Raw genomic sequence first — 13,367 nt, 5'->3', positions numbered from 1 at the left:
GTTTTTACTGAAGACTGAAAACCGTCACCGAATACTATAAATATGACTACAAACACGATTCTATTATTGTTGCTTTCTTTAGTAATAGCTGGTGCTTTGTCGTATTTTCAATATTTTTATAAAGCCAAAAGCAATTCAAAAGTGAATTTGTTTTTGGCTTTTTTGCGCTTTTTGACCATTTTTGCGATACTCCTTTTATTGATTAATCCGATTGTAACTAAAAATACTCTTGAAGTAACCAAAACACCTCTGGCAATCGTAGTAGACAATTCCAGTTCGATTCCGGTTTTAAAATCAGACAAAAAAGCAATCGAATTGTACCAGGATTTAGTTTCAAATCCTGCACTTCAGGAAAAATTTGAAATTCAGTCGTATCAATTTGATGCAGATTTAAAACCTTCCAAACAATTTGATTTTAAAGGAAAACAGACAAATTTAGATGCCATTGCCAAAAACTTAAAAAGCATCAACAGGAATACTATTTTCCCAACGGTTATTATTACAGATGGAAATCAAACCACCGGAAATGATTATGTGTATCGTTTTGATCCAATAAACAAGGTTTATCCTGTAATTGTAGGTGATACGACCACTTTTTTTGATTTAAAAATCAATCAATTAAATGTAAACAAATACGCTTTTCATAAAAACAAATTCCCTGTAGAAGTTTTTCTTCAGTATTCCGGAACTAAAAATACGACAGCCGATTTTTCTATTGTTCAGGGAAGCAGTGTTATTGCTAAAGAAAAAGTTTCATTTTCACCGTCTAAAAAAACAGCAACAATCAATTTACTATTACCCGCTGATAAAGTTGGACTGCAAGTTTTTAAAGCGAGTATTTCTTCTAATGCAAAAGAGAAGAACAGCTACAACAACATCAAGAACTTCGCAGTTGAAGTAATGGATCAAAAGTCAACAATAGCAATTGTTTCGGCAATAAACCATCCTGACATTGCTGCTTTGAAACGTTCTATTGAGTCTAATGCGCAACGCAAAGTAATACTGGTAAGACCTAACGAAATCAATTCATTACAAGATGTTTCTGTTTTGGTTTTATATCAACCGACAACCGCTTTTAAAGCCATTTTCGACACTAATAAGTTGGCAGGCACAAATACCTTTATTATTACAGGAACTAATACTGATTTTAATTTCTTAAATCAGCAGCAGTCAAATTTGGTCTTCAAAATGAGCGGCCAGAAAGAAGATTATCTAAATGAGTTCCAATCGCAGTTTAATTTATTTGCTATTGATAATATTGGTTTTGAAAATTTTCCGCCTTTGCAAAATTTATTTGGGACCGTAACCACTAATGGAAATGTTTCGGTTTTACTTTCTTCAAAAATCAGAAATGTAAGTACCAATGCACCATTGTTGGCTTTCGCTGAAAATCAAGGCAAACGAACGGCTTATCTTTTAGGAGAAAACAGTTGGAAATGGCGTTTACAAAGTCATGTAGACCATCAGTCTTTTGAAAAATATGACGTTTTTATCGATAAAATAGTTCAGTTTTTAGCTTCATCAACCTCTAGAAAATCATTGGTGGTGACACACGAAAGTTTCTATAATTCTGGCGAAGCAATTGCCATCAATGCGCAATATTTTAATAAAAATTATGAGTTCGATGAAAAAGCAAGACTTGCGATAAGTGTAACAAACGCAGCAACGAAACAAACTAAAAACTACGATTTACTAAAAGGAAACAATTCTTTTTCTGTAAATTTGGATGGATTAACGGCAGGTAAGTATAATTTTTCTGTAAAAGAATTAAACACCAATACCAGTTACTCCGGACATTTTGAAATTTTAGATTTTGATATTGAAAAACAATTTGTAAATCCTGATGTTTTAAAATTAAAACAATTGGCTCTACAAACCAATGGAAAAGCCTTTTTTGAAGATCAGTCAGCAGAATTGATAAAAACACTTTTAGAAAATAAAGAATACAAATCGATCGAAAAAAATATTGCAACAAAAACACCTCTTATTGATTGGATTTGGCTACTAATTATACTTGTTGCTCTACTGACAACCGAATGGTTTGTTAGAAAATACAATGGATTATTATAAGGTAAGCTCTGAGTGATAAAGGTTTTAACAACGCCCAACCTGAAACTTGAAACTTAAAACTTGAAACAAAATTAACCTAACACCTTTCCAGAATGGACTTCAGGCTAAAAGTATTCTACACTGTCGCTTTAAGGCTTAACTTTACAAAAGCCGCAACGGAATTGTATATTACGCAGCCCGCAGTTTCTAAACACATTCAGGAACTCGAAGAAACCTATAAAACAAAACTTTTTGAACGAAACGGGTCCAAAATAGCCTTAACTCCAGCTGGCGATATGCTACTGCAGCACACTAAAAGCATCTTTGAAATCTATCGCAAAATTGATTTTGACATGAGTGTTTTTGCCAGTAACCGCCAAGGTTTATTGCGTTTAGGGTCGAGTACCACAATTTCACAATATATTATTTCTCCTGTTTTGGCGCAATTTCATCAAAAGCAGCAAGAAATAAAAGTCAATTTGCTTAATGGTAACACTGAGCAAATAGAAAATGCCTTAATCAACAAAGAAATTGAAATTGGAATTGTAGAAGGACAGTCAAAAAACCAGTCCATCAAATACATTCCATTTTTAAAAGACGAATTGGTTTTGGTTTGCAACAGTCAAAATCCTATGGCTCAGCAGAATGAAATTTCATTAAATGATCTCAAATCAATGAAATTCATCACGCGAGAACGTGGCTCAGGAACACTTGAAGTTATAGAATATGCTTTAAGACAAGTCAATTTAAAAATAACCGATTTACAATTCGAAATGCAATTAGGAAGTACCGAAAGTATAAAATCCTATTTATTAAATTCTGATTGTTTTGCCTTTATGTCAATACATGCAGTAGGTAAGGAGTTAAAAAACAACGAGCTAACAGTATTGGATGTCGAGAATTTAACCATTGAAAGATACTTTTATATCATTACTTTAGTCGGAAAATCAGACCCTTTATCAGAGCTATTTGTTCAAAGCATGTCCACTTACTATAACCTGAAGTTATAGTCTATTGTAATTTACGATTGGTGATTCTAATAGAATCGTCAGATCTTTGCTGAGTAATTAATAAGTATATTATTTTGAAAACGCAAGAACATTCAACACCGCAATTATTAGAAGTTAGTATTTACTTTCAACAGGCCGTTTTTGCCCTGGTTATTATTCTGTGTATATTCTCCATAATTTCACCACCAGTCGCATTGTTATTGGGCGTTCTTATTGTTAACGTTTTTGGCAATCCTTTTTTAGCTTTCAATCATAAAGCCATTACATTTCTATTGCAATTTTCTGTTGTAGGTCTTGGTTTTGGAATGAATGCCGTCAGTGCCATTTCAGCAGGAAAAGAAGGTTTTCTACTAACCATACTCTCTATTTTCAGCACTTTGATTTTCGGTATTCTCTTAGGAAAGTGGCTTAAAATCGAAAAGAAAACGTCACATTTAATTTCTTGCGGAACCGCTATTTGTGGTGGTAGTGCCATTGCAGCAGTAGCTCCGGTCATCAAATCAAACGAAAATCAGACTTCAATTGCTTTGGGAGTCATTTTTATACTGAATTCTGTCGCTTTATTTCTTTTCCCTTATATTGGTCATCAACTTGATTTATCGCAAAAAGAATTTGGTTTATGGTGCGCTATTGCGATTCATGATACCAGCTCTGTAGTTGGGGCAGCGAATAGATACGGGGCTGAAGCTTTGCAAATTGCTACAACAGTAAAATTAGCAAGAGCTTTATGGATCATTCCAATTTCAATTTTCACTGCTATTGCATTTAAAAACAAAAACAGCAAAATCAAAATTCCTTATTTCATTGGACTGTTTATTGTAGCCATGCTTTTAAACACTTATGTCCCTGCAACAGCCATTGTGGCTCCGCATATCGTAAGCATCGCAAAAATTGGTCTAACAATCACTTTGTTCCTTATTGGTGCAACTCTAAATATAAAAACGCTCAAAGCGGTAGGAGTAAGGCCTTTGCTGCAAGGTGTTTTCCTTTGGGTCTTTATTGCCATTTTAGGATTGACCACCATTGTATACCTGAATTAAGAACCTATTTAACGTTTGAAAATTTTACTACCGGTTTATTAATCATTTTATAAATTTTCCCTTTAAATGAAAAGCGTCTTTCCATCTCAAAATTGAAAGACTTTTTCGTTTTGCCCATAACAGCTATTTCTTCGGGTAAAACAACTTCAAACTCATCATTAGCTTGCTCCGCTTTATTAAATGAACCTTTTGTTGTAATTATAATGTCTCTAAAATGTATTTTTTTGTCATCCTTTACAACTTTGTAAGAACTTGACCAGTCCACACTTTGTACATTGGTGAGCTGATAATTATTAACTTCCATTATGGACTGGTACTTACCATCAAAACCCGCAATCAGATAAAGATAACCTTCAAAAGGACCACCGGCACCACCATTGACATGCAACAGGGTAAAAGCATATTGATCTTCTCCGATTTGCAAAAGTTTCGGAGTAGGGCATCGTGCGAAGGCTCCAAAGCCGGCAACAGCAGGCTGAAAAGATCTCATTTCCCAAGTAGTATTATTCTTTGCAAATTTAGCAAGGCCCAACAATCCACCGGAAAAACGGCCTGTTTGTAATCCGTCTTCATCATGAAACGAATGATTAAAAGCAAGTATTTTAAACTCATTTCCTTTGGAGTCCGAATAGTCCAGCGTCGTTAACAATCTTGTAGCAACACCTGCCTCATACGGAAAAAGCTGATCGCCTTCGACCTCATTAACGTCAGTATAAGCAGTGGTCTTGCAATTTTTGCACTTCCAGCTCACAAAAGTATTTTTATCAGCAAAATGGTATAAATTACCCGGAAACAATTTTTGCATTGTTTTCTCACCATTTAAAGGATCCGGAATTTTAAGTGTTCTTTTTGGATTCAGAACAGTATCGCTGACGTTTTTTAGCTGTATTTCAGCCTCTTGAGCCAAACAAAAAGGTGCTAAAAAAAGAAAGAAATTTAAAACAATAAGACGCATAACATTCGATTTAACTAAGACAAACATACAAAGAAAATGACTGATAAGATGGAATTAGCCACTCCGGTATAGTCCAAAAAATAACAAAAAGTTAAATTACTATAATAATTAGTCCCGTTTTCTTTGTAGTGTGCATAAATGGGATAAATTTGCAGTCCAAATAAAAATTTAAAATGAAAAACTTTAGAATGAAACCAAGACTAATTGCCTTTCTAGTAGTAGGAATTGGTTTTTTGACATTATCATGGGGAATTGTAGGTCATGAACGTATCAACAAAGCAGCGGTAATGGCTTTGCCCCGTCCACTTCAGGTGTTTTTTTACAATCATATTGACTTTATTACTCAGGAAGCTTCTGTGCCGGATATCCGTAAATATGCATTGAATTATAAAGACGAAAATCCAAGACATTATTTTGACATGGAAAATTTCGGACCTGTAGAAAGTATACCACAAACTTTTGAAGAAGCAAAAAAGAAATATGATGCCAAATTTTTGAATGACAATGGAATTTTACCATGGTACATTGAAGATATGATGGAAAAATTGACAAAGGCATTCAAAGAAAAAAACAGAGCAGAAATTTTATTCCTTGCAGCAGATTTAGGTCATTATATCGGAGATGCCCACATGCCATTGCACACTTCTGCAAATCATGACGGTCAGTTAACCGATCAGAAAGGAATTCATTCACTTTGGGAAAGCAAATTACCGGAGTTATTCGTCAAAAATTATAAGTTAAATGTTCCGGAAGCGCAATACTACGAAAATGTACATAAAGCAACCTGGGACATGATTAATGACACCCACACTCTTGTTGAACCTTTATTAGCGGTTGATAAAAAACTAAGAACTTCAACTCCTGAAAATAAAATTTATGTTATTGGTGCTGACGGAAAAGTTGTTAAAACTAAATACAACGCAGCTAAATTCTCTGATGACTATGCCGAAAAATTACACAAAGAATTAAACGGAATGGTTGAAAGCCAAATGAGAAAAGCAATCACAGCAACAGCAAGTTTTTGGTACACGGCTTGGGTTAACGCAGGAAAACCGGATTTAAGTGATTTGGATGCATCGACAGTTACACAAAGAAACAACCAAGCTTTAAGAGACGATTTAAAATTGTTTCAAAGCGGATATCTTTTCGGAATGCAAAATCAGAATGACTAAAACGGTCTCTTGATTCGAGTATTGACAAACAAAAAAGTCTCTAATTCTAAATGAATTTGAGACTTTTTTTTTACTTTATAATATGGATTGCATTCCGTTGAAAATTACAATTTCACTTTCTCTTACTTTTGATACTTCTTGTGCTTAAGAACATCAGAAGCGGTTTGATAAAAAGATATGGTTTCATTGACCAAATCAGTTCTTTCTTTCTTTAATGGTACCTCATCATAATAAATATAATATTCCGGTGAAAGACCTGCTGTTGGTTTTACTTTCAATTCAAATTGTTTGACTTGTTGCTTAGGCGATAAGATAGTCAGGACATTGTCTTTTATTAAACCCAAATCCTGATAAGTCGCAATAAAGGCTCTTGGTTTATAATCCGGTTTGAAAACGTCTTGTCCAAAAAACTTACTTTGATAATTGAAGTGAAGCAATCCAAACACTGTTGGCATAAGATCAATCTGTGACATTACCTGATTGTATTTTTCAGGTTTAACTCCGGGTCTGTAAATGAATGCGGGAATCCTGTATTTATCTACCGGGAGCTGTGTTTTACCCGCGCTCGAGGCACAATGATCTGCAACAATGACAAAAATAGTGTTGTTAAACCAAGGTTGTTTACTGGCCATTGCAAAGAATCTTTTAAGCGAATAATCCGTATATTTTACCCCGCCATCACGTGACTTGATGTCTCCGGGAATATCAATTTTATTATTTGGATAGGTAAAAGGCCTGTGATTACTGACGGTCATGATGTGGTTAAAGAAGGGTTTGTCTTCTTTTGCTTCGGTATTCATAACCTTTATGGCTTTGTTGTACATATCCTCATCGCAAACACCCCAAACGTTAGAAAAGGTAATTTCATCGGCTGTAAAATTTGATTTATCTATGATTTCATAGCCATTTCCAGTATAAAAGTCCCTCATATTATCAAAGAACGCATCACCACCGTACATAAATTTCACATTGTATCCTTTTTGCTTGAAAAGAGCTCCGGTCGAAAATTTGTTTTTATTGTCTTCTCTTTTTACAACACTTTCTCCGGCAGTTGGCGGAAGACATAAGGTTACTGCTTCAAGTCCACGTACGGTACGGTTTCCGGCAGCATACAAATTAGTAAATTGAAGACTCTTTTGAGATAAACTATCTAAAAACGGCGTTATTTTCTCCTTGTTTCCATACATTTCCATGAATTCGGCACTGTAACTTTCAATGGTGATAAGCACCACATTTTTTCGATTTTCAGCCGAATCACTTTCTATTTTTCGGATCGTGCTATTCCCCGTAATCGTAGGTAATTGCTGTTTCAAAACTGTAAAAGCTTGCTGGTTCGGAAGTGTTTTATAAAATTTAAAATAATCTAAACTGTTATTATGGAAAGCTAAATAAAACTTATACAAACCATTCGATTGCAATTCATTGACGAATACATTTTTTGAGTTTTCTGTCAACGCCAAAGCCGGAATTAAAATCAAAGAAGCAACCAACAAGTTGATATACAGAGCAGAAATTTTGACCTTCTCTTTAAATGTTGGAATTGCATCAATATAGCTTCTGGATTTTCTCAAGATAAAATATGTAAAAGCTCCTGTTATCAGAAACAGAATAGAAAATAATGGGATCACGGGATACGATTCCATAATGTTACCAATCACCTCATTGGTATAAATCAGATAGTTTACTGCGATAAAATTGTATCTGACTCCAAATTCATTCCAGAAAAAATACTCACTCAATGCATTTTGAAGAATCAATAAAACATACAAGAAAATTACAAAAGCAAATAACCAAAATCGGATTTTGTCGCGGTGTTTTGGAAGAAAAAGCAAAAGAGCAAAAAGTACTGTTTTAATCCCCACAAAAATTAGGACAATTCCAGGTAACGCACCACCATATTCATCCAATATACTTCTTCCGGAAGCAATATAAAGAAACAGCAGCACAAAAATCCCCAGAATAATAAACCCCGAGAGCTTGTTGTATTTAGAATTAGAAATAAAAATCAGATAAAGCCATAGAAAGAAACTGGCCACAACAAATACGAAAAAATCAGAAATAAGACCTAAAACAAAAATTTTAAGACTCTCCGCAATGCTAAAAGAACTCTGTGTGATAGGATGAAAAAACAAAACAACCCTAACTATAAAACTTACAATAAAGTAGAATAATCCAAGATAGTAGAACGGGGCAAGTTTCTTATAAAATATCATTATTATTTTTTTTAACAAAAGTAATTTTGATTGATTAACACCAGATTAAGTTCCTCTTTTACCTTCCTTAGTGTTAACTTAATGTTCGCTTAAGATGTTCGTTTCATTAATAGAGAAAGGTTTTAGAGATTTTCTAATTTTTTAAATTTGTATCTTTGAATTGTAAATCAGTAAAAAATGTAGTACATTTCCTAATTAAAATCTTAAAAAATGCATATTTTAATAATTGAAGATGAATTAGGTATAGTTCAGTTTCTGCAACAAGGTTTGCAGGAGGAAGGATATAAAGTGACCACAGCAAATGATGGTGCAAAAGGGTTTGAGCTAACGCAAGAACAGCAATTTGATTTAATCTTACTGGATTGGATGCTTCCAAAAATTAATGGTTTAGAACTCTGTAAAGCCATTAGAATTAAAGACCAGACCACGCCAATTATATTTCTGACAGCCAAAGACACGGTACAGGAGACCATTGAAGGCCTCAAAGCGGGGGCAAACGATTACATCAAGAAACCCTTTAGTTTTGAAGAATTGGTCGAGCGTATAAAAATTCATTTTCGAAAACATAAAGGCAAAGAGATTCTTTCACTTGGCACTATCAAAATTGATTTGACAAAATACATTGTACTAAAAAACAATGAAGAAGTTTCCCTGACACAAAGAGAATTTGAGTTATTGGCGTATCTGATTCGCAATAAAGGAAAAGTATGTACCCGAAATCAGATTCTAAAAGATGTCTGGGAAATCAATTTCGAATACGATACCGGTGTTATCGATGTCTTTATGAATGCCATCCGAAAAAAACTCAATCTAAAAATTGAAGAAGATTATATAAAAACAATTCGCGGTGTTGGTTACATTGCTAACGACTAATAAATGGCGCAACTTTCCTTTAAAAACAGAATTGCTTTAAACTACATTATCACAACAGGTTTGCTGATTTTAGTGGTTTTTTTTACTATTTACGCTATTGTTAAACACTCCGTTTACAGTCATATTGATGAAGGCATAAATGTAGAAATACAAAATCACCTCAAAGAAATTAAAGTAACAAATGGCACTGTAATTTTAGTAGACAAGGAAGAGTGGGAAGAACGAGAACACAATACAGTTGATGTAAACCCTGTTTTTGTTCAATTCCTGGATACCAACAAAAGAATAACTGAAAAATCTCCAAATCTCAATACAGCAGTACTCGTTTTTCATGACAGCGTAGAAGATTACGAATTATTCGACACCAAAATTGGCAATAATATTATTCGGCAAGTTCAGGTTCCTCTTATCATCAAATCTAAAAACATTGGCTATCTCATGATCGCTATGTCACTGACTAGTTCCCGAATGGTTCTTAATAATCTATTCGAAATTATGTGCCTGGCATTTCCGGTAATTCTATTGTTGTTGTTTTTTATAGCCCGCTTTTTTGCCGGACGAAGCATCAAACCAATAAACGCCATTACCAACACCTCTAAGAGTATTACCAGAGATAACCTGAAAACAAGAATCCCATTACCCAAAACGAAAGATGAATTATACACGCTCTCCGAAACAATAAATAGTCTTTTAAACCGAATTGAAGACGCTATCGAACGCGAAAAACAATTCACTTCAGACGCCTCACACGAGCTAAGAACACCACTAACCGTTATTAAAGGTACACTTGAAGTACTGATACGCAAACAAAGAGACAGCAAGGAATACGAAGAAAAAGTAAACTTTTGTATTGCAGAAGTTGATCACTTGAACAGGTTGGTAGACCAGCTGCTTTTAATGGCGCGTTCTGAGAACAAAAATGACAATATAAAATACGAATCCGTTTATTTGAATGCCTTGATTTTGGATGTATTGACTTTAAATTCAGAAAAAATAAACCATAAAAAAATCAATATGAAATTTGAAGCCGAAGCTGATTATTATATCCATTCGGACAACTATTTGGTATTGACAATTTTGAGAAATATTATTTCAAATGCTATAAAATACACCAGTGAAGCCGGAGAAATCTCAATTTCATTAACCAGACAAGAAGATCAGATCCGCTGCACCGTTACCGATAACGGAATTGGAATTGATCAAGAAGATCTCGAAACGATTTTCAACCCCTTTTACAGATCAAAATCATCTGAGCATCCGGAAATCAAAGGAACCGGTTTAGGACTTTCTATTGTGAAAAGAATCGCAGATTTGTTGTCTATTATATTTAAGGTAAATAGCAATAAAGGGAAGGGAACCACTGTAATTTTAGATTTTAAGCAGCCTATGAAAACGTTATCGTAAATTAAAAGAACGTAGTAAAAACAGCACTTCAAATATTATTTAACAATAAAATATCATTAAGTTAAATTAAAAAATGCTTTTTTATGAAATTAACTAGTATATTTGCAACCGAATCAAAGAATTATAAAACAAAACAAGTCATGATTTCTATTCAATTACATCATCATCATTTTCATTATTGCTCTCAAGCGATGTGTTAATGATATGCGTGTAAATCATCATATTTTAAAACCCGTTTGAGTACATCAAACGGGTTTTTTATTTCCAACTCTTTGTACTCAGACTATTTAATCCAAAAAAACTAAAAAAATGAGTACTTTAAAAATTGCAATTCAAAAATCCGGTCGTTTAAACGAAGACAGCATTCAAATTCTGAAAGATTGTGGCATCTCAATCAATAACGGCATTGATCAACTTAAAGCCGAAGCTTCTAATTTCCCTCTCGAAGTGCTGTATTTGAGAAATTCAGACATTCCGCAATACTTAATCGACGGGGTTGTTGATCTGGCCATAGTCGGAGACAATCTTCTGGTTGAAAAAGGAAAAGGAATAGAAGTGGTTCAAAAATTAGGCTTTTCTAAATGCAAGGTTTCTGTAGCAGTTCCGAAAACCTTCGAATACAACTCCGTTAAAGACCTTGCCGGTTTACGAATTGCTACTTCTTATCCCAACACAGTAAATGAATATTTTAATTCTTTTGGTGTAACGGTTGATATTCACCAAATTTCAGGTTCCGTAGAAATTGCACCTAACATTGGTCTTGCCGACGCAATTGTGGATATTGTCTCCAGCGGAAGTACTTTATTCAAAAACAATCTGAAAGAAGTTGAAGTAATATTAAAAAGCGAAGCCGTTTTGGCCGTTTCTCCAAAAGTTTCTCCTGAGATTCAAAAACACATTGATACGTTGAAATTTAGAATTCAGGCTGTTTTAAGAGCTCGAAATTCAAAATACATCTTAATGAATATTCCCAACAATAAAATTGAAGCCGTTGGAAAAATCCTTCCGGTTTTAAGAAGTTTAACGGTTCTGCCTTTAGCGCAGGAAGGCTGGAGCAGTGTACACTCCGTAATTGATAAAGATACTTTTTGGGATGTAATCGATCAATTAAAAGAAGCAGGAGCAGAGGGAATTCTGGTTTGCCCAATCGAAAAAATGGTACTGTAAATTAAATTCCAACGTTAAAAAAACTAATTCCAATAATGAAATCCCAAATTCTAAATTTAGAACGTGATAATGACTTTGCGAGTCTTTGCAGTTAAAAACCAAGTAAGAATTTGAAATTCAAATAAAAATACAAATGAATAGAATAGATAATCCCAAACCGGAAACCTGGTCAGAACTATTACAAAGACCTACCAAAACGATAGACGACATTGAAGTTACCGTTAAGGAAATCTTCAAAGAAGTACAAAAAAAAGGAGATGAAGCCATCGCAAAATACACTTCTATTTTTGACGGAATCGCTTTAGATACTTATGTAGTTACTAGCGAAGAAATACAAGAAGCGATCGGTCTGGTTTCAAGTGAATTAAAAGAAGCCATTCAACTTGCAAAAGACAATATTTACAAGTTTCACACAGCCCAGAAAACAGACAGAATCTCCATAGAAACAATGGAAGGCGTAAAATGTTGGCAGGAAAAAAGACCTATTCAGAAAATAGGATTGTACATACCTGGCGGAACTGCACCTTTGTTTTCGACTGTTCTGATGTTGGCTGTACCGGCTGAGATTGCTGGCTGCAAAGAAATTGTTTTATGTTCACCTCCGGACAAAACAGGAAAAATTAACCCCGCGATATTGTATGCAGCTACTTTATGTGGCGTAACCAAAATCATAAAAGTAGGTGGTATTCAAGCAATTGCCGGAATGACGTTTGGGACACCATCTATACCAAAAGTATATAAAATTTTTGGACCCGGAAATCAGTTTGTTACAGTTGCCAAACAACTCGCTACTCAATTTGGTGTTTCGATTGATATGCCAGCCGGACCTTCAGAATTATTAGTTGTGGCCGATAACACAGCGGTTCCTGCTTTCGTAGCCTCTGATTTGTTATCACAGGCGGAACATGGAACAGACAGTCAGGTAATTTTAGTTTCGACTTCAAAAAAACTAATTGACGCGGTAGAAAAGGAAATTCAGATTCAGATTGAGGCTCTTCCAAGAAAAGCGATAGCAAAAAAGGCGATCGAAAATTCCAAACTAATCTTAGTCGAAAATGATACAATTGCCTTGGACTTAATTAATGATTACGGTCCCGAACACTTTATTATTTGCTCCGAGTATGATGATTTTTACTGCAACGGCGTACTAAACGCTGGTTCTGTTTTTATCGGGAATTACACTCCTGAAAGTGCCGGAGATTACGCATCAGGAACCAATCACACATTACCGACTAACGGATATGCCAAGAATTACAGCGGTGTAAACTTGGACAGTTTCATGAAATCAATGACGTTTCAGAAAATATCAGAAAAAGGAATTCAAAATATCGGAAAAGCAATCGAACTTATGGCGGAAGCAGAAGGTTTGCAAGCCCATAAAAACGCTGTAACACTACGATTGGAAAGTTTAATGGAGAGCGTGAAGTAAGTTGGAAAGAGTAAAGAGAATAGAATAAAGAACATAGAGAGTGAAGATTCTTGAA

General features: G+C 34.5%; 10 protein-coding genes. 8 read left to right on the top strand and 2 right to left on the bottom strand.

From position 1 onward, the window contains the following. The first annotated feature begins 42 nt into the window (after positions 1 to 42). The 3 genes from ACHRV3_RS00540 to ACHRV3_RS00530 all read left to right on the top strand — a co-directional run bounded on the left by ACHRV3_RS00540 (position 43) and on the right by ACHRV3_RS00530 (position 4,099). Positions 43 to 2,070 (top strand): hypothetical protein, encoded by a 2,028-nt coding sequence (locus ACHRV3_RS00540; protein ID WP_395434122.1) that lies wholly within the window; start codon positions 43 to 45, stop codon positions 2,068 to 2,070. A 92-nt stretch (positions 2,071 to 2,162) separates the two neighbouring features. After that, positions 2,163 to 3,059, top strand: a complete 897-nt coding sequence (locus ACHRV3_RS00535) for a LysR family transcriptional regulator (protein WP_395434121.1) — start codon at positions 2,163 to 2,165, stop codon at positions 3,057 to 3,059. A gap of 74 nt (positions 3,060 to 3,133) precedes the next feature. After that, the gene (locus ACHRV3_RS00530) at positions 3,134 to 4,099 is read left to right on the top strand and encodes a YeiH family protein (protein ID WP_395434120.1); all 966 of its coding nucleotides are present in this window, start codon (positions 3,134 to 3,136) and stop codon (positions 4,097 to 4,099) included. A 4-nt stretch (positions 4,100 to 4,103) separates the two neighbouring features. Here the strand turns inward: ACHRV3_RS00530 and ACHRV3_RS00525 are convergent, their stop codons facing one another. Continuing rightward, positions 4,104 to 5,054, bottom strand: coding sequence for a hypothetical protein (locus ACHRV3_RS00525; protein WP_395434119.1), 951 nt, complete (start codon positions 5,052 to 5,054; stop codon positions 4,104 to 4,106). Between the two features lie 173 nt (positions 5,055 to 5,227). Between ACHRV3_RS00525 and ACHRV3_RS00520 the strand changes: the two genes are divergently transcribed. Continuing rightward, positions 5,228 to 6,226 (top strand): zinc dependent phospholipase C family protein, encoded by a 999-nt coding sequence (locus tag ACHRV3_RS00520; protein WP_047775073.1) that lies wholly within the window; start codon positions 5,228 to 5,230, stop codon positions 6,224 to 6,226. Positions 6,227 to 6,348: 122 nt separating this feature from the next. Here the strand turns inward: ACHRV3_RS00520 and ACHRV3_RS00515 are convergent, their stop codons facing one another. Then, positions 6,349 to 8,439 carry an LTA synthase family protein gene (locus tag ACHRV3_RS00515; protein WP_395434118.1) on the bottom strand — a complete coding sequence of 697 codons (2,091 nt, stop codon included), beginning with the start codon at positions 8,437 to 8,439 and terminating at the stop codon, positions 6,349 to 6,351. A 210-nt stretch (positions 8,440 to 8,649) separates the two neighbouring features. Here ACHRV3_RS00515 and ACHRV3_RS00510 point away from each other — a divergent pair, with 210 nt between their 5' ends. The 4 genes from ACHRV3_RS00510 to hisD all read left to right on the top strand — a co-directional run bounded on the left by ACHRV3_RS00510 (position 8,650) and on the right by hisD (position 13,312). Further along, complete coding sequence (locus ACHRV3_RS00510) at positions 8,650 to 9,312, top strand: response regulator transcription factor (RefSeq protein WP_047775072.1); 663 nt, start codon at positions 8,650 to 8,652, stop codon at positions 9,310 to 9,312. A gap of 3 nt (positions 9,313 to 9,315) precedes the next feature. After that, entirely contained in the window at positions 9,316 to 10,716 is a 1,401-nt protein-coding gene (locus ACHRV3_RS00505; protein WP_395434117.1) for a sensor histidine kinase, read from the top strand. 309 nt (positions 10,717 to 11,025) lie between these two features. Continuing rightward, positions 11,026 to 11,883 (top strand): ATP phosphoribosyltransferase, encoded by an 858-nt coding sequence (hisG, locus tag ACHRV3_RS00500; protein ID WP_047775068.1) that lies wholly within the window; start codon positions 11,026 to 11,028, stop codon positions 11,881 to 11,883. A gap of 133 nt (positions 11,884 to 12,016) precedes the next feature. Beyond that, positions 12,017 to 13,312, top strand: a complete 1,296-nt coding sequence (gene hisD / locus ACHRV3_RS00495) for a histidinol dehydrogenase (RefSeq protein ID WP_395434116.1) — start codon at positions 12,017 to 12,019, stop codon at positions 13,310 to 13,312. Positions 13,313 to 13,367 lie beyond the last annotated feature (55 nt).

The organism is Flavobacterium sp. FlaQc-49 (assembly GCF_044005985.1).
Lineage (GTDB): Bacteria > Bacteroidota > Bacteroidia > Flavobacteriales > Flavobacteriaceae > Flavobacterium > Flavobacterium cupriresistens.
This window is presented reverse-complemented; position numbering and strand designations above follow the sequence as displayed.

Excerpts from the sequence above, each read along its gene's own strand:
- ACHRV3_RS00540 (WP_395434122.1), top strand. The coding sequence starts at position 43 with ATGACTACAAACACGATTCTATTATTGTTGCTTTCTTTAGTAATAGCT.
- ACHRV3_RS00535 (WP_395434121.1), top strand. The coding sequence starts at position 2,163 with ATGGACTTCAGGCTAAAAGTATTCTACACTGTCGCTTTAAGGCTTAAC.
- ACHRV3_RS00525 (WP_395434119.1), bottom strand. The coding sequence starts at position 5,054 with ATGCGTCTTATTGTTTTAAATTTCTTTCTTTTTTTAGCACCTTTTTGT.
- ACHRV3_RS00520 (WP_047775073.1), top strand. The coding sequence starts at position 5,228 with ATGAAAAACTTTAGAATGAAACCAAGACTAATTGCCTTTCTAGTAGTA.
- ACHRV3_RS00515 (WP_395434118.1), bottom strand. The coding sequence starts at position 8,439 with ATGATATTTTATAAGAAACTTGCCCCGTTCTACTATCTTGGATTATTC.
- ACHRV3_RS00510 (WP_047775072.1), top strand. The coding sequence starts at position 8,650 with ATGCATATTTTAATAATTGAAGATGAATTAGGTATAGTTCAGTTTCTG.
- ACHRV3_RS00505 (WP_395434117.1), top strand. The coding sequence starts at position 9,316 with ATGGCGCAACTTTCCTTTAAAAACAGAATTGCTTTAAACTACATTATC.
- hisG (WP_047775068.1), top strand. The coding sequence starts at position 11,026 with ATGAGTACTTTAAAAATTGCAATTCAAAAATCCGGTCGTTTAAACGAA.
- hisD (WP_395434116.1), top strand. The coding sequence starts at position 12,017 with ATGAATAGAATAGATAATCCCAAACCGGAAACCTGGTCAGAACTATTA.